General features: G+C 39.1%; 24 protein-coding genes. 6 read left to right on the top strand and 18 right to left on the bottom strand.

Translation table 11 applies throughout. The features are described from left to right. Positions 1–15: 15 nt before the first annotated feature. On the bottom strand, positions 16–648 hold the full coding sequence (folE, locus tag BLS35_RS22865; protein WP_090785746.1) for a GTP cyclohydrolase I FolE: 633 nt from the start codon (positions 646–648) through the stop codon (positions 16–18). A 9-nt stretch (positions 649–657) separates the two neighbouring features. After that, entirely contained in the window at positions 658–1071 is a 414-nt protein-coding gene (locus BLS35_RS22860; RefSeq protein ID WP_090785745.1) for a 6-pyruvoyl trahydropterin synthase family protein, read from the bottom strand. A gap of 74 nt (positions 1072–1145) precedes the next feature. Between BLS35_RS22860 and mqnB the strand changes: the two genes are divergently transcribed. Both mqnB and BLS35_RS22850 read left to right on the top strand, forming a co-directional pair. Then, positions 1146–1778 carry a futalosine hydrolase gene (mqnB, locus tag BLS35_RS22855; protein ID WP_090785744.1) on the top strand — a complete coding sequence of 211 codons (633 nt, stop codon included), beginning with the start codon at positions 1146–1148 and terminating at the stop codon, positions 1776–1778. Between the two features lie 34 nt (positions 1779–1812). After that, a complete protein-coding gene (locus BLS35_RS22850; RefSeq protein ID WP_090785743.1) occupies positions 1813–2658 on the top strand; it encodes a menaquinone biosynthesis family protein in 846 nt (281 codons plus the stop codon). Here BLS35_RS22850 and BLS35_RS22845 read toward each other — a convergent pair. The 7 genes from BLS35_RS22845 to BLS35_RS22815 form a co-directional block, all read right to left on the bottom strand. Next, positions 2655–3032 (bottom strand): hypothetical protein, encoded by a 378-nt coding sequence (locus BLS35_RS22845; protein WP_090785742.1) that lies wholly within the window; start codon positions 3030–3032, stop codon positions 2655–2657. The genes BLS35_RS22850 and BLS35_RS22845 overlap by 4 nt on opposite strands. A 4-nt stretch (positions 3033–3036) precedes the next feature. Beyond that, positions 3037–4272 (bottom strand): ABC transporter permease, encoded by a 1236-nt coding sequence (locus tag BLS35_RS22840; RefSeq protein ID WP_090785741.1) that lies wholly within the window; start codon positions 4270–4272, stop codon positions 3037–3039. 17 nt (positions 4273–4289) lie between these two features. Beyond that, positions 4290–4928, bottom strand: a complete 639-nt coding sequence (locus BLS35_RS22835) for an MBL fold metallo-hydrolase (protein ID WP_090785740.1) — start codon at positions 4926–4928, stop codon at positions 4290–4292. Positions 4929–4944: 16 nt separating this feature from the next. Then, positions 4945–5529 carry a gliding motility lipoprotein GldD gene (gene gldD / locus BLS35_RS22830; RefSeq protein WP_090785739.1) on the bottom strand — a complete coding sequence of 195 codons (585 nt, stop codon included), beginning with the start codon at positions 5527–5529 and terminating at the stop codon, positions 4945–4947. 1 nt (position 5530) lies between these two features. After that, positions 5531–6274, bottom strand: coding sequence for a shikimate dehydrogenase family protein (locus BLS35_RS22825; RefSeq protein ID WP_090785738.1), 744 nt, complete (start codon positions 6272–6274; stop codon positions 5531–5533). A gap of 26 nt (positions 6275–6300) precedes the next feature. Continuing rightward, complete coding sequence (locus BLS35_RS22820; protein WP_090785800.1) at positions 6301–7068, bottom strand: phosphosulfolactate synthase; 768 nt, start codon at positions 7066–7068, stop codon at positions 6301–6303. 66 nt (positions 7069–7134) lie between these two features. Next, positions 7135–8538: a tetratricopeptide repeat protein gene (locus BLS35_RS22815; RefSeq protein ID WP_090785737.1), complete on the bottom strand. Its 1404-nt coding sequence runs from the start codon at positions 8536–8538 to the stop codon at positions 7135–7137. Between the two features lie 283 nt (positions 8539–8821). Between BLS35_RS22815 and BLS35_RS22810 the strand changes: the two genes are divergently transcribed. Then, entirely contained in the window at positions 8822–10360 is a 1539-nt protein-coding gene (locus tag BLS35_RS22810) for an L-piperidine-6-carboxylate dehydrogenase (RefSeq protein WP_090785736.1), read from the top strand. An 82-nt stretch (positions 10361–10442) separates the two neighbouring features. Here BLS35_RS22810 and BLS35_RS22805 read toward each other — a convergent pair whose 3' ends face one another. Further along, positions 10443–11075, bottom strand: coding sequence for a GIN domain-containing protein (locus BLS35_RS22805; protein ID WP_090785735.1), 633 nt, complete (start codon positions 11073–11075; stop codon positions 10443–10445). A gap of 245 nt (positions 11076–11320) precedes the next feature. Between BLS35_RS22805 and BLS35_RS22800 the strand changes: the two genes are divergently transcribed. Then, positions 11321–14215 carry a DEAD/DEAH box helicase gene (locus tag BLS35_RS22800; RefSeq protein WP_090785798.1) on the top strand — a complete coding sequence of 965 codons (2895 nt, stop codon included), beginning with the start codon at positions 11321–11323 and terminating at the stop codon, positions 14213–14215. Here BLS35_RS22800 and aat read toward each other — a convergent pair. Next, positions 14208–14843 (bottom strand): leucyl/phenylalanyl-tRNA--protein transferase, encoded by a 636-nt coding sequence (gene aat, locus BLS35_RS22795; protein WP_090785734.1) that lies wholly within the window; start codon positions 14841–14843, stop codon positions 14208–14210. The genes BLS35_RS22800 and aat overlap by 8 nt on opposite strands. Positions 14844–14957: 114 nt before the next feature. Between aat and BLS35_RS22790 the strand changes: the two genes are divergently transcribed. After that, a complete protein-coding gene (locus tag BLS35_RS22790) occupies positions 14958–15326 on the top strand; it encodes a YccF domain-containing protein (RefSeq protein ID WP_090785733.1) in 369 nt (122 codons plus the stop codon). 4 nt (positions 15327–15330) lie between these two features. On the opposite strand, the gene BLS35_RS22785 is transcribed toward BLS35_RS22790, so the two are convergent. Next, positions 15331–16311 (bottom strand): App1 family protein, encoded by a 981-nt coding sequence (locus tag BLS35_RS22785; RefSeq protein ID WP_090785732.1) that lies wholly within the window; start codon positions 16309–16311, stop codon positions 15331–15333. Positions 16312–16367: 56 nt separating this feature from the next. On the opposite strand from BLS35_RS22785, the gene BLS35_RS22780 reads away from it, so the two are divergent. Continuing rightward, complete coding sequence (locus tag BLS35_RS22780) at positions 16368–17243, top strand: diacylglycerol/lipid kinase family protein (protein WP_090785731.1); 876 nt, start codon at positions 16368–16370, stop codon at positions 17241–17243. A gap of 15 nt (positions 17244–17258) precedes the next feature. Here the strand turns inward: BLS35_RS22780 and BLS35_RS22775 are convergent, their stop codons facing one another. The 6 genes from BLS35_RS22775 to BLS35_RS22750 are packed head-to-tail and all read right to left on the bottom strand — an operon-like array spanning position 17259 to position 22361. Beyond that, a complete protein-coding gene (locus tag BLS35_RS22775) occupies positions 17259–17909 on the bottom strand; it encodes a TonB family protein (protein WP_090785730.1) in 651 nt (216 codons plus the stop codon). A 51-nt stretch (positions 17910–17960) separates the two neighbouring features. Beyond that, positions 17961–18338 (bottom strand): 30S ribosome-binding factor RbfA, encoded by a 378-nt coding sequence (rbfA, locus tag BLS35_RS22770; protein ID WP_090785729.1) that lies wholly within the window; start codon positions 18336–18338, stop codon positions 17961–17963. 18 nt (positions 18339–18356) lie between these two features. Further along, positions 18357–19547, bottom strand: a complete 1191-nt coding sequence (gene hflX, locus BLS35_RS22765) for a GTPase HflX (protein WP_090785728.1) — start codon at positions 19545–19547, stop codon at positions 18357–18359. A gap of 24 nt (positions 19548–19571) precedes the next feature. Beyond that, positions 19572–20363, bottom strand: a complete 792-nt coding sequence (gene trpC, locus BLS35_RS22760) for an indole-3-glycerol phosphate synthase TrpC (protein WP_090785727.1) — start codon at positions 20361–20363, stop codon at positions 19572–19574. A 2-nt stretch (positions 20364–20365) separates the two neighbouring features. Beyond that, the gene (locus tag BLS35_RS22755; protein ID WP_175459626.1) at positions 20366–20950 is read right to left on the bottom strand and encodes an anthranilate synthase component II; all 585 of its coding nucleotides are present in this window, start codon (positions 20948–20950) and stop codon (positions 20366–20368) included. 4 nt (positions 20951–20954) lie between these two features. Beyond that, complete coding sequence (locus BLS35_RS22750) at positions 20955–22361, bottom strand: anthranilate synthase component I family protein (protein WP_090785726.1); 1407 nt, start codon at positions 22359–22361, stop codon at positions 20955–20957. Positions 22362–22602 lie beyond the last annotated feature (241 nt).

Here is a 22602-nt window from a genome sequence, read left to right as displayed (position 1 = left end):
TTGTTTTAATCTCTTTTAATGGAGGTTAGCAGTAATTAATCGCAAAAACTCTGCTCTGGTTTTATCTTTTGCAAATTCACCGGTAAAAGCTGAAGTGGTGGTTACAGAATTTTGTTTCTGTATTCCTCTCATTGCCATACATAGGTGTTTACATTCAATAACAACTGCAACACCTGCAGGCATTAAAGTATCTTGTATACAGTCTCTGATTTCGTTTGTTAAACGCTCCTGTACCTGTAACCGCCTTGCAAAGGCATCAACAATACGAGGTATTTTGCTTAAGCCAACAATATGGCCATTTGGAATATAGGCAATATGGGCTTTTCCAAAAAAAGGAAGCATGTGGTGTTCGCACATAGAGAAAACCTCTATATCCTTAACAACTACCATTTGACTGTAATCTTCTTTAAACATTGCTGAGCGCAATATTTCTGCCGGGTCAAGGTCATAACCATGGGTAAGAAATTGTAAGGCCTTAGCTACACGCTCAGGTGTTTTCACCAAACCTTCGCGGCTTGGGTCTTCACCCAGTTGACCTAAAATATCCTTATAGTGATCTGCAACTGCAGCTATTTTACCTTCGTTATAACGGTCGATTTTAATGTACCCGCTTTCTTCTTCCTCCTCGAAACGATTTATATTGTTCATTATATGCAGTTATTGACCTAAGTATTCAACAAAGTTGTTTTCAGTCTCGTAAATTTTTATGCTATGTAACTGCGCGCCGGATTCAGCGATCAGGTCTACCAATTGTTCCCAGATGGCGATAGCCAGATTTTCTGTCGAAGCCAATTTGTCCTTCATAAAATCAACATCAAGGTTTAGGTTTTTATGATCAATTTTATCAACCACATAAGTGTTGGTGATGTCCTTAAGCCATTTCAAGTCTACCAAAAAACCTGTTTCCGGATTGATTTCACCTTTAACGGTTACATACAATTGGTAGTTATGACCATGCCAGTTTGGATTGGCACATTTGCCATAAACTTCAGTATTCTTATCTTCAGTCCAATCTGGTCTGGATAATTTATGTGCTGCGTTAAATGATGCTTTTCTGGTTATATAAATCATTATCTGTTAAGTATTATCGACAAATATACGCAGAAAGGTTAAAGTAGAAAGGTTAAATATCTAACTTAGCTATCATGAAGATTCTTTTGGTTGCCGCAACAAGGGCAGAAATAGCTTTACTAGCCACACACTTCCATTTACCGGATCAGGATTTTGTGCGAACGAAAGACTTTGACATTTTGGTTACAGGTGTTGGCATGACCGCAACTGCTTTTGCGCTGGGCAAGCACCTTTCGAATCATTACAAATTAGTTGTAAACCTGGGTATTGCGGGCGCTTTTGACCGCAACATCCCATTAGGAACCGTGGTAAATGTGACCACAGATGAGTTTTCGGAACTGGGCGCCGAAAATGGAGCCGATTTTTTGAGCATCGACGAATTGGGTTTTGGCAAATCCCGGTACAACGCCATAAACAATTTGCTGCATGATGGTGTAGAAAAACTGCAAAAAGTACATGGCATAACCGTAAACAAAGTACATGGCGAAGCGAACAGCATTCTTAAGGTGACGAAGCAAAGCGCAGCTACCGTAGAAAGCATGGAAGGTGCCGCTGTGATTTATGCTTGTGAAAAGGAATCTTTACCCTGCCTTCAGGTCCGCAGCATATCCAACTATGTTGAACCACGAAATAAGGAAAAATGGCAGATTGGCCTGGCCATAAAGAACCTTAACGAATGGGCTATAGGATTTTTGACAAATACATAACCAATGATTTTCCGTTAGTCCTTACCTTTACAGGATGAAACTAAGTCTAGGCTTTTCCCCCTGTCCTAATGATACTTTTATTTTTGATGCCCTGATCCATCATAAAATTGATACTGAAGGCTTAGAATTTGAAGTCTTTTTTGATGATGTGGAAACATTGAATCAAAAAGCGCTTAAAAGCGAGCTGGATATCACAAAACTTAGTTTTCATGCTTTTGCTTATGTTCATGAGCAATATGCACTGCTGGATTCGGGTAGCGCACTTGGTTTCGGTGTGGGGCCACTACTGATTTGCCATGATGAAAAACTGGTCGCGCAGCAGGAGCAATTAAATCCCAATTATAAAGTTGGCATCCCCGGTAAATATACCACTGCGAATTTCTTATTGGGTATTGCATTCCCCCATTTAACAAATAAACAGGAAATGGTTTTCTCAGACATAGAAACTTCTTTGCTGGAAGACAAGATTGATCTGGGACTAATTATTCACGAAAACCGATTCACCTACACTGAAAAAGGATTACATAAAATCGTCGACCTGGGCAGCTATTGGGAGCAACTCACAGGATGCGCTATCCCTTTAGGCGGAATTGTGGTGAACAGAAGTCTGGATCAGGAAACCAAAGAAAAGGTAAACAGATTGATTAAAAAATCGGTAGAGTTTGCTTTTGCCAATCCAAAATCCGGACTTGAATTCATCAAGCAACACGCGCAAGAAATGAGCGAAGAGGTGATGTATAAACACATCGAGCTCTATGTAAATCAATATAGCATTGAATTGGGTAAAGAAGGACGTAAAGCCATTGATATATTGTTTACAATGGCTCAGGACAGAGGTTTAATTGCCCCCATCAAACAAAACATCTACCTGATCCCTTAATTACAAGGGCCGTCAGGGATCTCTTTTGTAATCTTTAGCAATTTGGTCACCACCAAGGTCGAATCATAATCAGCAGACATATTCAGGCTGTCTGACTTAATGGCGTGGCACTCTACTTCTACATAAACTGGTTCATAAGGTTTTTCAAAACCAAGATTGTTATAAGCCAACTCAAGGGTTTTAGAACTATCGGCAACCCAGTATTCGTTGCCGTCTTCACAGTTTGTGAAAGATTTTATTTCTGGCCCGTAACTATACAAGCCTTTCATCGTACGTGTGACATTCTCTTGAACCTCGCCAGGCTTAGGATTACAAGCAACAATCGCAATGGCAATTGCTAATAATAAAAATAGTGGACGTTTAAATATATTCATGATTTTAAAGATCTTGATTTAAATGGTTTACCTTCTTGACACTCAAGTTAGATGACAAAGCTGATGCCATAAAAGAAAAAACAGTTACTGTTATAAATACTAGCAAAAAATCTTTCCATTTTAAAGCAACTGGGTAAGCACTGGTAATAATCAAATTGTCTTGGGACATTTTTACTAACCCCAACTTTTGCTGCAGCAGGCAGAAGATTAAGCCTACAATTAAGCCGGAGATGCAGCCAGCCATGGTAATCATCATTCCTTCAAAAAGGAAAATACGTTTGATTAGGCTCTTTCCTGCTCCCAAACTACTCAGGATGGCAATATCCTTTAATTTATCTATAACAAGCATGGTTAACGAGCCAATGATGTTAAATATAGCAATGATCAATATAAAGGTCAGGATAATGTAAACAGCCCATTTCTCGCTCCCTAAAATATTATACAGCACTTTATTTTGTTGTATTCTATTTTTTACTTCAAAGTCTTTTCCAATTTTCTCTTCAATGTGAGCTTTGAATTCATCTGGCTTGATTCCTTGATGCAAATTAATTTCAATAGAGGAAATTTTCACAGGCTCTTCAAGCAACCTTCTTGCAAACCTTAAGGGAACAATAGCGACATTATCGAAATCTTGCTGGACTTCAAAAACACCGGAAACGGGGATAGAAAGGATGGTAAAGTCATCAGCAGGATTAATGGAGCCGCTCTGATTGCTTTTCTTTTTGGGAGAAAACACCTGAAGTGGATTAAAGGGATCAGTGGTATTTACCATTAGGTAAGTCTGAATTGCTGAACCAATAACTGCATAATTCAAGCTCTTGTTCTCTAACTTAAACACTCCATCAATCGTAATGCTGTCCAGGCTCTTATTCTTTAAATAATCCGGGCTCACACCTTTAACCAGGCCTACTGACTGCTTGTCATTATACCTTAGCAAGGCATTTTCCGACAATACTTCAGTATAAGAATAAATCTCCTTTTCCTTTTTTAACTCATTAAAATACGCCGTATTGGGATCAAATGTTTTGCCTTGAACGGGGGAGATAACAAGCTCCGGCGTAATGGTATTGAACATTTTTAACACCACCTGCTCAAAGCCATTAAACACCGACAATATAATGATCAAAGCTGCGCTACCCACAAAAACACCCACCGCCGAAATTGCGGAGATGATGTTTATGGCATTGGTAGATTTTTTTGCAAAAAGATACCTGCGTGCTATGTAAAACGGTGTATTCAATACTTAATGGCTAATACTTATTGCAAAAATGGATTGTGTCGTTTCTCAAAACCTATAGTTGTAGATTGACCATGTCCTGGGTAAACCTCGCAATCATCTGGCAATATAAACAAGTTATTTTTGATACTATTGATTAATTGTGAATGGTTACCTCCAGGAAGGTCTGTTCGACCAATACTGGAATAAAACAACACATCTCCACCAATTAAAAAGTTATCAGCAGCGGCATAAAAACATAAATGCGCGGGAGAATGTCCCGGTGCAAAGATGATTTCCAGCTGGCTATTGCCAAAGTTTACCTTTCCACTTTCTCCCAAAAACACTTCTGGCTCAGGCGAAAGTTCGTAATGTAGGCCCATCTGAGGCACATATCCTGGGATGGCATGCAACACATATAGTTCGCCGCTATGAAATTGCGGCTTTAAACCCCAGTTGTCGTAAACAAACTTATTACCAAACACATGATCATAATGACAGTGTGTATTTAGTAACAGTACAGGCTTAAGTTTCTGTTCCTTAATAAAGTTCACCACTGCATTTTGCTCTTCTGCATCGTACATTCCCGGATCAATGATTGCACACTCACCGGTTTCATCAAACAGGATGTATGTGTTTTCCCTTACAGGGTTAAAGGTGAATTGTTTAATACTTATCATTATTGCTTATTTAATATTAATTTTTCCATTTAAATGTACTGATCATCCGATCAATATCTTTTTTAATAAAGTTAACCACTGGCTGAATTGAATCATACTGAGGTCTTTCATTAAAATACAACGCCCCCCTGAAATAGTGCTTTACACTATCTGTTAAAAAGAACTGCACCGAGGAAGCGGTGTTCCCGTCTATAGCATAATAGACGCCATAAACCTTCCTTTCGGGGTAATTAATCAATTTTTGCTCGATGGCATTAGCCTTCACGGTATGCTTAAAAGCAAATGTACGGGCATCTTCTACTAAATTTTCGTACTCCTTTTTTGAGGAGATATCGTAATAGGTTAAATGTAGCCGACCATTAAATTGAGGGAAGCTAAGGTTATACCAGCATGGCTGAGTATCGGTACTGCTATCCGCAAATAAATTGGCATATTTTGGGTAGTCAAATGAAAAGGGACAATCCTTATTGTAGTTTTGGTAAGCCTTAACCGGAAAATCTATCTTAAAATATCCTCTTGGCTTAGGGGTATAGCTGTTGTTATGACAAGCAGAAAACACCACTAAACAAGCGAACATAAGTATAAAACAATACTTTTTCATTTTATGGATTCCAAATCTCCCAGGAGCGTATCGCCTGTAGATGCAACATTTCAAGGCCGTTTTTTGTTTTTCCACCTCGTTCCCTTACTTGTTTTAAAAATAAGGTTTCTTCAGGATTATAAACCAGATCGTATGCAACATGTTTATCAGTTAGACAAGCATAAGGAATATCCGGATAAGTATCTGCATTTGGCGACATCCCCAGTGGTGTTGTATTCACCAGTACGGTATATTCCTGAAGCAGTTTTTCATCAACTGCATCATATAGGATGCAGCCTTCCGCAGGCTTCCTGGTCACAACCAAAAAGGAAATATTCAATTTTTTTAATACATACTTCACTGCTTTCGCCGCTCCACCATCGCCAAAGATTAATGCTTTTTGGTGATGAGGCTCCAGTAAAGGCTTTAGGGATTCTTCAAAACCATAGGCATCGGTATTATAGCCCTTAAGCCATTGCCCATCTTCAGTTCTTTGAATTGAAATGCAGTTTACAGCTCCTATTTCGGTTGACGCCTCATCCATTTCATTTAAGAATGGCAATACCTGGACCTTATAAGGTATGGTTACATTGATGCCACAAATAGCCTGATCTCCATTGATCAGGTTAGAAAAGAGTCCGATTTCCGGTATAGGGTATAGTTCATATTCACAATCTGCGATTTGTTCTTCCCTAAATTTATCCCCAAAAAACTTCTTCGAAAAAGAGTGTGATAAAGGGTAACCTATTAAACCAAATTTTCTCATTTATTATTGTAGCGGAGTTTAGGGAACTACTTTCCCAGGTTCAAAAAATGATCAAAAGTATCACCTCTTAGTCCAAGACGTATTGTTTCCAAAGGAATAACTTCTGCAGGTGCAATATTACCAATATTTACATTGGCGCCCAGCAATTTGATAAACCAAACTTGTTGTTCTTTTTGTGGCGCTTCCCAGATAATCGTTTCTTCAGGTATTTGTGTTAAAATCTCATCTACCAAGCCTTCACGAACTTCTCCCGAGCCTCTGTAAATGCCAACGTTGCCACCTTCTCTTGCTTCAGCAATTACTTTCCATGATCCAGCTTCAATCTCCGCATTCATCAATTTGATCCATTTATATGGAGCAAATATCTTGGTTGCATCTTTAGAGCCTACTTCAGAAATCACAGTAACCTGTTGAGCTAGTTTTTGGATAAATTCGCATTTTAAATCATGTTCAATCGTAATAGAGCCGTCCGAAACCTCGGCGTACTCCATACCAAATTGATCCAGCACACGACGATAATCATCAAACTGGTCACGTATCACAAAAGCTTCAAAAAGCGTACCTCCAAAATAGGTTGGAATGCCCGCATCTTTATAAATTTGAAGTTTCTCTTTTAAATTAGGGGTAACGAAGGAGGTAGCCCATCCAAGCTTCACAATATCAGTATGTGTTCCAGCAACCTCTATAAAATCTTCTGTCTGTCTTAAGCTTAAACCTTTATCCATAACCATTGTAATTCCTTTATTACGTGGTTTAACAGGACGCTCCGGTATGTTATTCAATTGGTAATTCATATAGGTCACAAAGGTGAAAAAAAAATAGACAGTTTTCATCAATACTATCTAATAAAAGGCACAGTACTATTTAATATACCTATTGATAACCTCGATAATTGAGCTGTTATCCTGCAATTGCGGCAAGTATTCAAATAAAATATAATGCTTTTCAGGATCGGTAATCAAGGCTGTTTCGAGGTATGATAGCGCTTCATTCTTTTTCCCAAGGGCAAATAAATAGGCCACCATGCGGTAATATAGTTCGGCAGCATCAGGATTGTTTTTTATGGCATCTAAAATAGTTTCAGATGCTTCCAATAACTTCCCTTGCTCATACAATACGGTCGAAAAATCCAACCATGCCTCTACATCTACCGGATTATATTCAAGTACTTTGTAATAAGCTGCAACAGATTCATCTATCTGGCCAAGTTTATAGTGCGCATCAGCCATAGCAAACCAAAAATCCGGGTTTTCGCCATCCAGCTCAAGCGCTTTTCTATAAAAATGTAAGGACTCAAAATAACGTTCCTCAAAATTCAGCGTAACACCTATTCCAAACCATGCATCAGCCATCTTAGGATCCATTTTCACAGATTTCTTATAGTATGACCTGGCTTCGTCCATCTTTTCTAACTTCTCGTAGCATTCCCCAATCGCACAATACGTATCCGCATTAGGTGGTTCATATTCAAAAGTCTGTATATAAACTTCAATGGCTTCTGTATAACGGTCCAACTGAACCAGTGCATTGCCCTTATTGTAGTAGGCAGAGGCAAAGTTATCTTTTATTAAGATGGCATAATCGTAAGCATCAATAGCTTTCTCAAACAAATCTAATTTATGAAAGGAGTTAGCAAGGTTATACCATGCCGCATAAGAATATGGGTCGTTATCGATATATTCCTGATAAAACTTGATGCTCTCTTCCTGCTTATCCAAAATATCGTAACAAAAAGCCAGTTCATACAAACCGTCCTTGTTTTCCATATTTTGCTCTAAGCTTTGTTTAATGTATACAATGGCACTTTCATAGTCCAACATGTTTTGATACACGTAGGCAATCTGCAAAAGAATTTCATCGGTTGTTTCTGCAAAGCCCAATGCGATCTGAAAGTTCTCCAGCGCTTCCGAATATCTTTCCAGGCTGTTATAGATGTTTCCTCTTAAAATGTAGATCTCTGCTTCCGAAGCTTCCAGCATTTCTGCTTTTTGAAGGGATAAAAATGCGCGTTCCGTTTGATCCGTTATAAACAGTAATTGTGCTTGTTTAACCAGAAAAACCGCAGCATAGGGGTGTTGATTCACCGCGTATTCTATAACCTGCAACGCTTTTACAGGGTCGCTCTTCTCAATATAGTAATCAATAATATTCTCAAAAGCCTGGGCATCAAAAAAATACTGATCCTGATTGCGTATCATCTCCTCGTAACGCTCAACTGATCGTTGGGCATCATCACTAAAATCAAAGTAAAATTCCTCTTCCATGTATTGAATAATTAAAGAACAGATCCCTTTTTGTTAAATACATCATAAGTTTACAACTATTATAGCTGGGATAAGCGAAATAATTTTCAACATACACACAACCCAATGGTTAAGTGACTGATTATATTAATAATGCGAGCGGTCCCTGATCAGAATTATTTTACAAAAGAACGCAACATTATCTGAAATCAGGTAAAATTCAGGTCACGAAACTCATTTAGGGGCTCCCCTTACCAGCCTTCCATTATTTTTTTGTTGATTTGTATACCTAACCATTTACGATATGCAAAATAATATCAGTACCGTTTTAAAAAATTTAGGCGTCCTTGACTTAAATCCGGCCTTTAGCACTGGCAGCAACTGGGGTGCCTCGGCAAGCGCAAAAACGATAGATAGCCTTTCTCCTGTTGATGGAAAAAAGATCGCCAGCGTACAATTGGCTACTGCTGAAGATTATGAAACTGTAGTAAAAAAGGCAGAGGAAGCATTTCTTTTCTGGCGAGGTTTACCAGCTCCAAAAAGAGGCGACATTGTACGCCAGTTTGGTGACGCATTGCGCTTGCACAAGCAAGACCTTGGCACATTGGTATCCTGTGAAATGGGGAAAAGTTTACAGGAAGGCTTTGGTGAGGTTCAGGAAATGATTGACATCTGTGATTTTGCCGTTGGTCTTTCTCGTCAGCTTTATGGTTTAACCATGCATTCCGAGCGACCTAACCACCGTATGTATGAACAATGGCACCCTATGGGAATAGTGGGGATTATATCTGCATTTAATTTCCCTGTTGCTGTATGGAGCTGGAATACGGCTTTGGCATGGGTATGTGGTAATGTTTGCATTTGGAAACCTTCGTCAAAAACGCCGCTATGTGGAGTTGCCTGTCAACATATTATCGCAACTGTACTTAAAAACAACGATATGCCGGAAGGCATCAGTAATTTGCTGATTGGAAATGCAATTGGAGACTTGATCAACAATGATAAACGTGTTCCACTCGTTTCTTTTACTGGCTCTACCCGTATCGGCCGTGTAGTTTCATCAGCAGTCGCTGGCAGATTTGGAAGAAGTATTCTGGAATTGGGTGGCAACAATGCTATTATCATTTCTAAAGATGCGGACATAGACATGTCCATCATTGGGGCTGTTTTTGGAGCGGTAGGTACAGCTGGACAGCGCTGCACATCTACCAGACGATTGATTATCCATGAGGATATTTATGCAGACTTTAAAAATAAACTAACCAAAGCATACGGGCAGTTACGCATTGGCGATCCGTTAGATCAACACAACCATGTGGGGCCGCTAATTGATACCGCAGCGGTAGACATGTATACCCATGCTATCGAAAAAGGCAAAAAAGAAGGTGCTAAATTTATAGTAGAAGGTGGCGTATTGACTGGCACCCCATATGAATCGGGTTGTTATGTAAAACCTTGCGTAGCAGAAGTAGAAAACCATTACGAGATTGTTCAGGAAGAAACCTTTGCGCCGATCCTCTATCTCATCAAATATAAAACACTAGATCAGGCCATTGCCTTGCAAAATGGTGTTCCCCAGGGATTATCGTCTGCAATTATGACCTTAAACCTGCGTGAAGCCGAACAGTTCCTATCTGTAGCTGGTTCTGATTGCGGAATCGCCAATGTAAATATTGGAACATCGGGAGCGGAAATTGGTGGCGCATTTGGTGGCGAGAAGGAAACAGGTGGCGGTAGAGAAAGTGGTTCTGATGCATGGAAGGCTTACATGCGCAGACAAACCAATACCATAAATTACTCCAATACTTTGCCTTTGGCTCAGGGAATTAAATTTGATCTGTAGTACAATCAGGCATATACACAAAACGGCCAGAAGAATATATCCTCTGGCCGTTTTGTGTATAGTATGATTTTTACGTCTGGCTTTATTTCGTTTTATTGTCAGCAAGTACTGTGTCTCTTGGAATCTGGATTGAATAGTCTGTTGCTAAAACCTCGCCATCCGCTGTTGTAACTGTAGTTTTTAATGCTGCAAATTGATCCATTTTTAATTTAGCTACGTTTCCTTTAGTTAGCGTGTGGTTTTTTGATGTTCCTTTTAAGCGGAGTGAAGAATTATCTTTTACTGAAGTATACAAGCTCGCGATATTACCATTTACATAGGCGCTGGCTTTATCTTTTAAAAATACCTGAAGCACCTTAGATGTAAATTTACCTCTGGTGTTTACAATTGCTTTTTGGCAGGCATCAATCCGTTGTAGATCTTTTACGTAAACTACAATATCAATCATATCTTTTTCTGTTGAAGTAATATACAACTTGTCGGCTTTTTGAACGATAGTGGTATTTTCTTTATTGTAGTTTTCAGGCATCATTACATGCGGCTTGTCTGACTGAATCAATACAACTCTTGCGTTCCCGGTAACGATCACTTTATTGAAGTCTATCGATGCTGCAGGATTAATACTATTTTCAGTTGCTGATGAACTGAAAGCTGATGTGGCTAAAACGATTAGTGTTAAAGCTGAGGCGAATAATGTTTTTGCTAAAGTTTTCATATTTTTTGGCTATTAAGTTTTTTTAATTTGTTTACATATAAGTCTCCCAAAACGGAGAAACGTTACAGCCTTTTTTTTGCTTTTAGGCAACATCAATGTAATACCCGACCAACAGCCCTTTTTTTTCGACGAACTGAAATAAAAAACAGCTAATAATTCCGTCTTTTTATTTGAAAGCATTTCAATTTGATGTAAGTTTAGAGATTTTTAAATGCTTACCTCCTGATTGTTTTAATTTTTCGCCAATGTTACGTGTTGATAGCTCCAAACCCTGCAAAATTGTATACTCTATATGTAAACATGCGTATTTGGGCTATCTAATCGAGCCACATATTGTCCAATTAAACCCACAAGGGGACTTTTCGTTAACCTATCAGCGTGTTTTTTCGCACACAGCGAAAGAATTCATCAAACACCTTACCGATACAGACCTTAAGCTGATTAAAATACTGGATGAAACTGAACAGGACTCCATCATTAAGAAGTTTCACAAGAAAGCCATCAGGCCTGTTGAATTCTTTAGTAAGTTTTTTAACGACAAGTTTTACGAGAGTGTACGCCCTAAGATTGAAAAAAAGCTATCTGAGGTCTTAGAGATCTTAAAGTCCGAAGGTTCGTTATACCTAATGGATAAAGATGGATGGCCAGCGGAAAGGAAAATCGAAATTGCCACAGAACCGGCAACAGTTTTATTTCACTTCAGAAGAAATGAAGTTGAGACCCGTTATTTCCCTACCATAAAATATCAAGGCTTACGCATTGACTTTATGTTTAAAGAGGCCCAGGTAATTAGCAATCAGCCTTCCTGGTTACTGCTAAACGAGATGCTTTATTTTTTTGAGCAGGATATTGAAGGCAAGAAATTAATGCCTTTTTTAAATAAAAGATTCATTACTATTCCAAAATCTACTGAAGACGCCTATTTTGGTAAATTTGTAGCGCCATTAATAGAGAAGTATCATGTATATGCTGAAGGCTTTGATATTAAAACAGAAAAATACGAGCCTACTCCCATCATTAAAGTAATTTATGTGGATGCAGGCGTTTCTCAATTACAATTGCACTTTAAATATGGTGAGCATACCTTCGCCATGGGAAATGAAAAGAAAGTAACTGTACACCTACATAAAGATGGCGACAACTATATTTTCACCCGTATCAAAAGGGATGTGACCTGGGAAAAGCAAAAATTCAATTTCCTGCTTGCTCTTGGTCTAAAGAAAACAAGCGCACTATTCCATCATCTGGAAGCTCCCGTGGACCAGGAAGAAGATCCCTCTTATGCCGTAATCAATTGGGTTAATGAGCACATGGAGCAGCTCAGTCAGGAGGGTTTTGAAATAGAACAGCATAAAGGGACTAAACGCTTTTTATTCGCCACAAATAAGATCAGTTTTGACATCAAAGAGGATAATGACTGGTTTGACATCAATGCGATTGTTTATTTCGGCAGTCACCCCATTCCATTTATTGCCTTAAAACAACATATTCTTCATAAAAAAAGAGAGTTCTTGTTACCTGATGGATCAATTGCCATCATACCTGATAAGTGGTTTACCCAGTATGGCAGTCTATTTAGCCTGTCTGATGGAGGAAAAGCACTTAAACTTAAAAAGCACCATATCGGCCTGATCAATGAACTAGCCGAGGACAGTTTAGCGAATATCACTTTAAGTCGGAAGCTTCAAAAACTAAATGATTTTGAAAACATAACTGATACGCAGATGCCTGTTCATTTTAAAGGTGATTTGCGCGGTTACCAAAAAGCAGGTTACAATTGGTTTAGCTTTTTAAGGGAGTATAATTTTGGAGGATGTTTGGCCGACGATATGGGTTTGGGTAAAACCATCCAAACTTTGGCCATGTTGCAAAAATTAAAGGAGGAAGATCAGGAGCAATCCAAACACAGCACTTCCTTAATCGTTATGCCAACATCGTTGATATACAACTGGCTTAATGAGGCAAAGAAATTTACACCTAAGCTGAAGATTCATGCGCATATAGGAACCGCCAGGAACAAAGATGTTGGCCGCTTCTCCGATTTCGATATCATCATTACCACCTATGGTATTACGCGGGTAGATATAGACGTACTTAAAGAATTTTATTTCAGTTATATCATATTGGATGAGAGTCAGAACATAAAAAACCCCACCTCTAAATCTTTCAAGGCGGTAAGGGCACTCAAGTCAAGACATAAATTAATCCTTAGCGGTACACCTGTCGAAAACTCAGTAAGCGACCTCTGGACACAGTTAACATTTTTAAATCCCGGATTATTGGGCACTCAGGCTTTCTTCAATGAAGAATATGTACAGGCCATTGAAAAGAGAAAAGACGAGGATAAAGCCCGAAAACTACAGGCCATCATTAAGCCTTTTGTATTGCGCAGAACAAAGGAACAAGTGGCTGCCGAGCTGCCTTCAAAAACCGAACAGATCTTTTACTGTAACATGAGTGAGGATCAAGCCGCATATTACGAGAAAACCAAGTCGGCCTATAGAAACGACCTGCTGAATAGCATGGACGACGGAACGTATGCAAAAAAACAGGTACAACTCTTACAAGGACTCACGGCCTTGCGACAGCTTGCCAATCATCCTGTAATGATTGATCACAACTACACTTCCGACTCCGGCAAATTCGAAAATGTGGTACATACCCTCGACAATGTGCTTAAAGGTGGACATAAGGTCCTCATTTTCTCACAGTTTGTAAAGCACCTAGTTATCTTCAAACAATACCTTGAGGATGAGAAAATCCCATTTGCTTACCTTGATGGAGCAACTAAAAACCGCGGAGAAATTGTAGCTGAATTTCAGCAGAACACAGAATTAAAAGTATTTCTAATCTCCATAAAAGCAGGCGGGGTTGGTTTAAACTTAACTCAAGCTGATTATGTATTTATCCTTGACCCTTGGTGGAATCCTGCGGTTGAACAACAGGCCATTGACCGTACACATAGAATTGGGCAGGACAAAAAAGTATTTATCTATAAGTTCATTGCAAAAGACACTGTAGAAGAAAAGATCCTTGCGCTTCAGAATCGCAAAAAGAGGCTCGCCAGCTCCTTAATTACCACAGAAGAAAGCTTCTTCAAGTCGTTAACTAAAGATGACATTAGCGAGCTGCTTAAATAGCTTTTAAGCAATCGGCATACGCGGCATTGCTAATCATTTCAGCGCCCAGGCTCATCAAATGATCATTGGGCAGCTGACAATCTATCATCTTAAAATCCTTGCTCTGGCAAAGCCAGATCAGGGCACATTTGGAGGCGTTGCTAACTTTGCTAAACATACTTTCTCCACAGAAGATCTGATTCACCTGAACACCATATAAGCCCCCTACCAGTACCTCATTCTGCCATACCTCTACACTATGGGCATGCCCACGTCTGTGCAATTCGATATAGGCTTTCTGCATTTGCTGGGTTATCCATGTGCCATCCTGATCTTTTCTACCAATTTTAGCACAATTTTCTATCACTTCTTTGAAGGATTGATTGTAAGTAATCTTAAATATATCGGATTTAAGCACTTTGGACATGCTTTTGCTAATTACTACATTTCCTGGAAAAATAACACAGCGCTCCATTGGTGCATACCAACAAATTGGATCACCCTCACTAAACCAGGGAAAAATCCCATTCTTGTAGGCCAGCACAAGTCTTTCAACCCTTAGATCACCGCCTATTGCCAATAATCCATCTGGATCTGCCAATTCGGGCCTTGGGAACACAATTTCGTTATCATCTAACCTAAAAACCATACGCAATATTACATACTAAAAACATGATGTCTATAGTCCCAATTTATAATAGTCAAAAAAATATTAAGCGCTGTAACTAACTTTACCCTATTTCATCTTAATTTAAAAAATAAAATGAACTTAATTGGCAATATTATCTGGATAGTTTTTGGCGGCATATTTATATTCTTTGAATACATAATTGGCGGCTTAATACTTTGTCTAACGATTATCGGTATCCCCTTTGGAATACAGTGTTTCAAATTTGCATTTGTAGGCCTTGCTCCTTTTGGCGTTAAAATAACCGACACCTCCTCAAATACAGGCTGCCTGTCTACCATTATGAATCTGATCTGGATCGTTTTTGGTGGCTTCTGGATTGCACTTACCCATTTAGTTTTCGGATTACTCTTCTGTATCACAATTATTGGGATACCTTTTGGCAGACAACATTTCAAATTGATGAACCTTGCTTTTACGCCTTTTGGCAAATCGATTAGTTAAATCGCTAAGTCGAAATAAGCCCGGTCTTCACTGCATATTCAATGGCGTCAAGACTATTGTCGAACAAGCAGGTTTTAATCCCTTGAGCCTTCTCAATTTCATCCAGGAGACTTCTAGTCTCCACTTCCTTCTCTTTACGAATATTCCGAATATATATGGCTACTATTTTTTCCGGGTATTTACTTGCAATAGTAGTGTAGATGTGCGGATCCTGTTGGCTATTGTCACCAAAAAAAACAAACTTCTGATTGGGAAAAGCATCCAAAATACGCATAACCCTTATCAGCTTCCCCTCATGTCCGGTTTTGCCTGTTTTTACCAAATCTCTCCATCTTTTAATCTGATTTAGCAAAAAAGTGCCTTCGGGCAAACCGTTAAATCTAAAAGTCTCAACAAGGTAATCGTACAAGTTCCATTCACTACTCGATACATAAAAAAAAGGATTGGGGTGTCCCGGATCTGTATGAGATAGAGCTAGTTTATTATAAAGTGTTCGCGTATCTGCAAATGTTTTTCTGGTTCTGGGATTTTTAATAAACAATTCTCTGAGCCTGCGGCCAAGTGTAGCAGAATGAGAAACCATTATTGTATCATCGATATCCGAAATAAAGGCAAATTGAGTAATATGAGGAACATAAACTAGTCCATCGTCTTCGGCAAGAACCACATCATTTTGATCTAGAGCGGCCACCTTAACACCATGCCATCCGGCAGCTACCTCGTTATCCGCCTTCCACTCAAATCTAAAGAAACCATCATATTCTGTATGTCCGTAAACTGTTTGGCCGTAAAATTGTAACCTAACTTTTATAAAAGGATAAGGTTTAAGTATAAAAAGCTTTATCAGATGAATGATGTTTGTAAATAGGTTATCACTATAAACTTGCCTGTTTTTAGCTTTGAAACGAAAAACATGTCCGTACACAACCAAATTGTGCGTATGCCCATAACCGTGATATACTATAACATTAACAGATTTATTCATTATTAATTAAAAACAGGTTACAGTAGCAGTTGTTTGTTATATTAAGTATTTAACTGATGGATAAAAAAACTTCGAAACTAAAATTACTATTTATTGTAAATCCCGGTTCCGGAGTTGGTGAAATAAATTTCAATGACCTTGTAACAGCATACTTTGCAGATAGCCCCCATCATTTTGAGTTATACGAATTGCCTAAAAACTGTTCGTTGGAAAAAATTAAGGTCGCCATTCATAAATCAAAAGCCGACCGGGTGATTGCTGTTGGTGGAGATGGGACCCTGAAAATGGTTTCAGAGTGTTTACTTCAAACAGATACACCTATTGGAATAATTCCTACGGGATCTGCCAATGGCATGGCCAGAGAACTTGGCATACCATTAGAGATTAATGAAGCATTAAACGTTGCTGTGAACGGCAGGCCCAGAAAGATTCATGCGACAATGGTAAATGGGGAGCTGTGTATACACCTTGCAGATATTGGATTTAATGCATACCTCGTTAAAAAGTTCGACAATATATCGCATCGCGGCATGCTTGGATATGCAAAGGCCGCCTGGACGGCTCTATGGAGACACAACAAAATGTATGTGGAGTTTAAGATAAGAGATCAAATTATTCGATCGCAAGCAGCAATGGTGGTAATTGCAAATGCAACCATGTACGGGACCGGTGTGAAAATTAACCCAGAAGGAAAGCTAGAAGATGATCTTTTCGAAATCATTCTTGTTAAGAAATACTCAGTCATGGAAATCTTAAAACTCAGATTTACCAACCTGCCTTTCAATCCAAAAAACATCGAATCTTTTCAGACTCAAAGCCTGACCATTAAAACAACACGCAGGGTTCATTTTCAAGTAGACGGAGAATATATTGGAAAAGTAACTGGCGTTAAGGCCTATATTATTGAAGACGCGATCAGTATCATTACCTAACAAAAGGAATTACGGTCATTTACAATACTTTTCCAGCATTTCATTTGCCAGATTCGATCCCATATACTTTACAAAAAGAAAATCTTCACAAGCTCCTTGTTTATCTTTCTGTTTTATCTTTTTAAGTCCATCCGATATCCGTTCCTTAAAATACGCATCGTCATAGCCTAGCTCCTCCTTTAAAGCAACAAACCTTGGTTCTTCATCTTCCCTGTAAGTTCCCTTTTCTTTGTTTTTATAAAAATTCTGGATGCTATTGGTAAGATCTTCGCTTGTTTTGTAGGCAATAATTGCCCTTTTAATATCTTCTGGTCTCTTTTGATCGCAATCGTAACCGGAAAGGTTAAATTTTATCGGTGCAATAAGAGATACGGTTGTATCGTGATCCTGAGGTACAATCCATTTACCACTGCTCATTCTGATCAGCCTTAAGGCTTCGTCATCCAGATCAGTACCAATGCCAGAACTCACTTTTGATTCATAGACTTCTCCACCTTTATTTACCTTAAAGCTAATGATTACCGTCCCCTGAATACAGTTGTGTAAGGAATAGCGTGGATAGATGTTGTTGGCCGTAACAAACTTTTCAAGCCCCCCTTTGATTACAGGCTGGGCTTTTAAGGTAAACGCTGATAGAACAAAAAATGCTAAAAGAATCCTTGTCATATTCTAATTTACGCTTTTTTAATCAAAGCAAATTAAAACGGGACGATTATATTATTCCTCTTCGTTACCGCTCTCTTTACGTTCTTTGGAGATTTTATCAAACAACTTATCCATATGTTCAACGTACTCATTTGTATCATCTACAAAGAAAGTAAGCGTTGGAATTACACGAGCCTGGTGACGAATCCTTCCCCCTAGTTTATACCTGATCTCTCCCGCATGGGAGTTAACTTCAGCGACAGATAAACTGGTGTTATTTGTATTTAAAAAGCTTAAATAAACCTTTGCAACAGCAAGATCCGGAGACACCCGCACCTTGGTAATGGTAACCAATGTATTTGGCAAATATGCCGCTCCTTCACGCTGAAAAATTGCAGCTAACTCTTCTTGTAATAACCCGGCAAATTTCTGTTGACGTTTACTTTCCATAATGGTTCCTTTCTTCTATTAATATAACAACTTATCATAAGGATAGCGCTCTGTGTGTAAAACACGAACTTTATCATACAATAACTGTCTAAATTCTTCTAAATTCTCTTTGTGCAGGGCAGAAATAAATAGGGATGGTGTATTCTCAGCTCCCATCCAGCTCTTTTTAAAATCTTCCAGTGTAAGCACCTGCGGTTCTTCATCTTCATGATCGGGCTGAGGGCTCACATAGGCATCAATTTTATTAAATACCATAATGGTTTCCTTATCCCTGGCACCAAGATCTTTCAATGTTTCATTCACTACATTGATCTGATCTTCGAAATTGGGATGCGAAACATCCACCACATGAATTAAAATATCCGCTTCGCGAACTTCATCCAGAGTCGATTTAAAACACTCCACAAGGTGATGCGGTAATTTCCGGATAAATCCAACGGTGTCAGACAACAAGAATGGCACGTTTTCGATCACCACCTTACGCACTGTTGTATCCAGCGTAGCAAAAAGCTTATTCTCTGCAAACACTTCTGATTTCGACAGCATATTCATGATGGTCGATTTACCCACATTGGTATAACCAACCAAGGCAACACGAATCAATTCTGTACGGTTTTTACGTTGTGTTTCGTTCTGCTTATCGATCAACTTCAGGCGACTTTTCAAAAGGGCGATCTTTTCAAGAATCATCCTTCTGTCACTCTCAATCTGAGTTTCACCCGGTCCACGCATACCAATACCACCCTTTTGGCGCTCAAGGTGAGTCCATAACCGGGTTAAACGAGGTAATAGATATTGTAATTGCGCTAATTCTACCTGCGTTTTCGCCTGAGCAGTTTGTGCTCTACCAGCAAAAATATCCAAAATAAGGTTGCTTCGGTCTAATACTTTAACCTGCAGCTCTCTTTCTATATTTTTAAGTTGCGATGGCGAAAGTTCGTCGTCAAACACAACCATATCAATTTCTTCTGATTTTACATAAGCCGCTATTTCCTCTAGCTTACCCGTACCTACAAAAGTTGCGCGGTCTGGTTTCAGCATTTTTTGGGTAAATTCATGCACCACCACACCACCAGCTGTATCTACCAAAAAGGCCAGCTCATCCAGGTACTCTCTTGTTTCCTCAGGCTTTTCACCAGGCCTGATCACTCCTACAAGTACGGCTCGTTCTTGTTTAAGTGCTGTATCGTAATATTTCTGTTTTCCCATGCTTAAAGTACAAAGATACAAAAGTTATACCGAGATCAGCTGTCGCGCGAAGTCTTGCATAGCCAAACCTGGATTACTTGTTTTCATAAAGTTCTCTCCTATCAGGAAACCATGAAACCCGGCGGTCCTAAGCTCCTTAATGGTTTCTGGGGCACTGATGGCACTCTCCGAGATCTTCATAAACTCATTAGGTATCTGATTTACCAAATCAAAAGAAGTTTGAATATTCACTGTAAAATCAGCCAGATTACGGTTATTCACCCCAATCGCATCCAAATCTTTACAAATACTACGCTGCAATTCTTCTTGATTGTGCACTTCAAGGAGTACATTTAAGCCCAGACTCTTCGCCAATGCAGATAGATTTTTAATCTCTGAAGGGTTCAAAATTGCGGCAATCAATAAAATGAGATCGGCACCCAAAGCTTTTGCCTCCAGGATCTGGTATTCATCAATCATAAAATCCTTTCTCAAAACTGGGATTTCATTGGCAGCTCTTGCCGCCAGCAAATCATTGGTATGTCCACCAAAGAAATCTATATCTGTCAGTACTGAAAGCGCTGAAGCGCCCGCAGCAGCATAAGCCTGGGTAACGTCTTCTACCCTTACCTGATCATTAATGATCCCTTTAGATGGCGACCTCCGCTTAAACTCGGCAATAATCCCGGTCCGATTTTTATCTAGTAAAAAATCCTTAAACACATACGGATTGCGGTTAAAATGTAAGCTAGCTTCTAACTTTTTAACAGAAACAGCTTGCTTTGCCGCAGCCACTTCTTCTTTTTTACGCAGTACAATTTTATCTAAAATAGTCATATCTAAAATTCTAACCAGTTTTTCATCATTTGTTTTCCATACTCTGTCAGCACGCTTTCTGGGTGAAATTGAACGCCACGCACATCTAATTCCTTATGACGCAAAGCCATAATCTCCGCATCAGCATCGGTTGCTGTTACCGTAAGACAATCAGGCAAGCCCTCGTTGTTCACTACCCAAGAGTGGTAACGACCTACATTTATAATCTCCGGACAATCCTTAAAAAGCAATTCCGTTTTATCCAACACCGTAATCGGCGTGGCAATTCCATGCATTGGCCTTCCTAGATTTAACAAAGTCCCTCCAAAAGCCTGTGCAATAGCTTGCTGCCCTAAGCAAACACCAAAAATACTTTTAGTTGCTGCATAAGTCTTAATTACATCCAGTAGCAAACCAGCTTCTTCGGGTATTCCGGGGCCTGGTGATAAAATAATCTTATCGAATTGATCTACATCCGCCAAATCAAATTTATCATTTCTCCATACCACCACTTCTCTGTCCAATTCATTCACCAGGTGGACTAAATTATAGGTAAAGGAGTCGTAGTTATCGATAACCAATACCTTATTTTGTATGCTCTTATCCATTTTCTTAAATATCTGTAGCCATCTGTATTGCTTTACGCAGGGCGGCAATTTTATTATTTACTTCATTTAGTTCATTTACGGCAACAGAATCGGCCACGATACCTGCCCCTGCCCTGTAATGCAACTGGTTATTCTTACTCATAAAGGTTCTGATCATGATGGCATGATTAAATTGATCGTTAAAGCCCATATAACCTATTGCTCCAGCATAAAAATTACGGCCCAAACCTTCGTATTCATCAATCAATTGCATAGCCCTATATTTAGGTGCTCCACTTAGCGTTCCTGCCGGATAAGTATCTGCAACAACCTTAAATGCAGAAACATCAGACTGCAGGTTGCCACTCACTTTAGACACCAGGTGGATCAAGTGAGAATAGTACTGTACTTCTTTGAACGATTTCACCTCGACACCATTACAATGTCTGCTCAAATCGTTTCTTGCCAAATCTACCAGCATTACATGCTCAGCACTTTCTTTGGGATCTTGCTCTAGCTTTTTGGCCAATTCAGCGTCTTCCTCATCATTTCCAGTACGTTTAAAAGTACCTGCAATAGGGAAAATATTAGCCACATTGTCCTTTATCGTAATTTGCGCTTCAGGAGACGAACCAAATAGTTTAAAGCTTCCATAATCAAAATAGAATAGATAAGGTGAAGGATTAATCGACCTCAAACAACGATACACGTTGAATTCATCTCCCAAGAAACCTTGATTATATGCTCTGGAAGGCACAATCTGGAATACATCGCCTCTCAAAATGTGTTTCTTCATTTTCTCCACGATGTCCATAAAGCCCTCGTTAGTCAAATTCGACTGTTCTTCGCCATCAATCTTGAAACTATACTCAGGGAAGTTCTTGTTCTGAATAATGTATTCGATCTTTTCCAGATCGTCGTTATCATCCCCATTAAAAGTATTCTTAAACAAGGTAATCTCATTTTTAAAGTGATCAATAGCAATGATATACCTGTAAATGTGGTATTGCATTACTGGAATTTCCTGATCTTTCGGCGTTTTCGCACTGAACTTAATGTCTTCAAAATGCTGTACGGCATTCCAAGTGAAATATCCAAACAATCCGCTTGAAATATATCTGTTATCTTCAACTACTCCTGGTTTAAACTCTGCTTTAAAAGCATCAATTTCTTCGGCCAGTACAAAATCCTTCTTTTCTTCTTTACGGCCGTCCGGAAAATAAATGGACAACAAATCATTCTGTAATGAAATACCGGCTACTGGCTCGGCACAAACATAACTCACTGAATTTGAACGACTGTGATAGTCCGAACTTTCCAACAAGATCGTATTTGGGAACACATCTCTCAACCGCAAATAAATACTCACCGGAGTGGTCGTATCTGCAAGTCTTTTCTTCGAAGTTGTGTTAATTATATAATTAGTCTTCATGTTAACTTTTTCTTTAATATTCTTTTAACGTTCTAATTTTCAGCATTTATTGTCCCTTGTCTTCTGAGCTCCTGATACCTGCCTGCGCCGGTATGACGAATTCAGGAGAACGAAAAACACTTGAACAAAAAACCTTAAACACAAAAAACCCGACGTGTGGTCTACGTCGGGTTTCAATGTGGTTTGGTTTAGGTTGATAAACTATAAGGTACACAAGGATACGACTAGACTCTTTTTTAGA

This window comes from Pedobacter sp. ok626 (assembly GCF_900100435.1).
Lineage (GTDB): Bacteria > Bacteroidota > Bacteroidia > Sphingobacteriales > Sphingobacteriaceae > Pedobacter.
The sequence above is the reverse complement of the archived record's forward strand: the minus strand, read 5'-3'. Positions and strand labels throughout refer to the sequence as shown.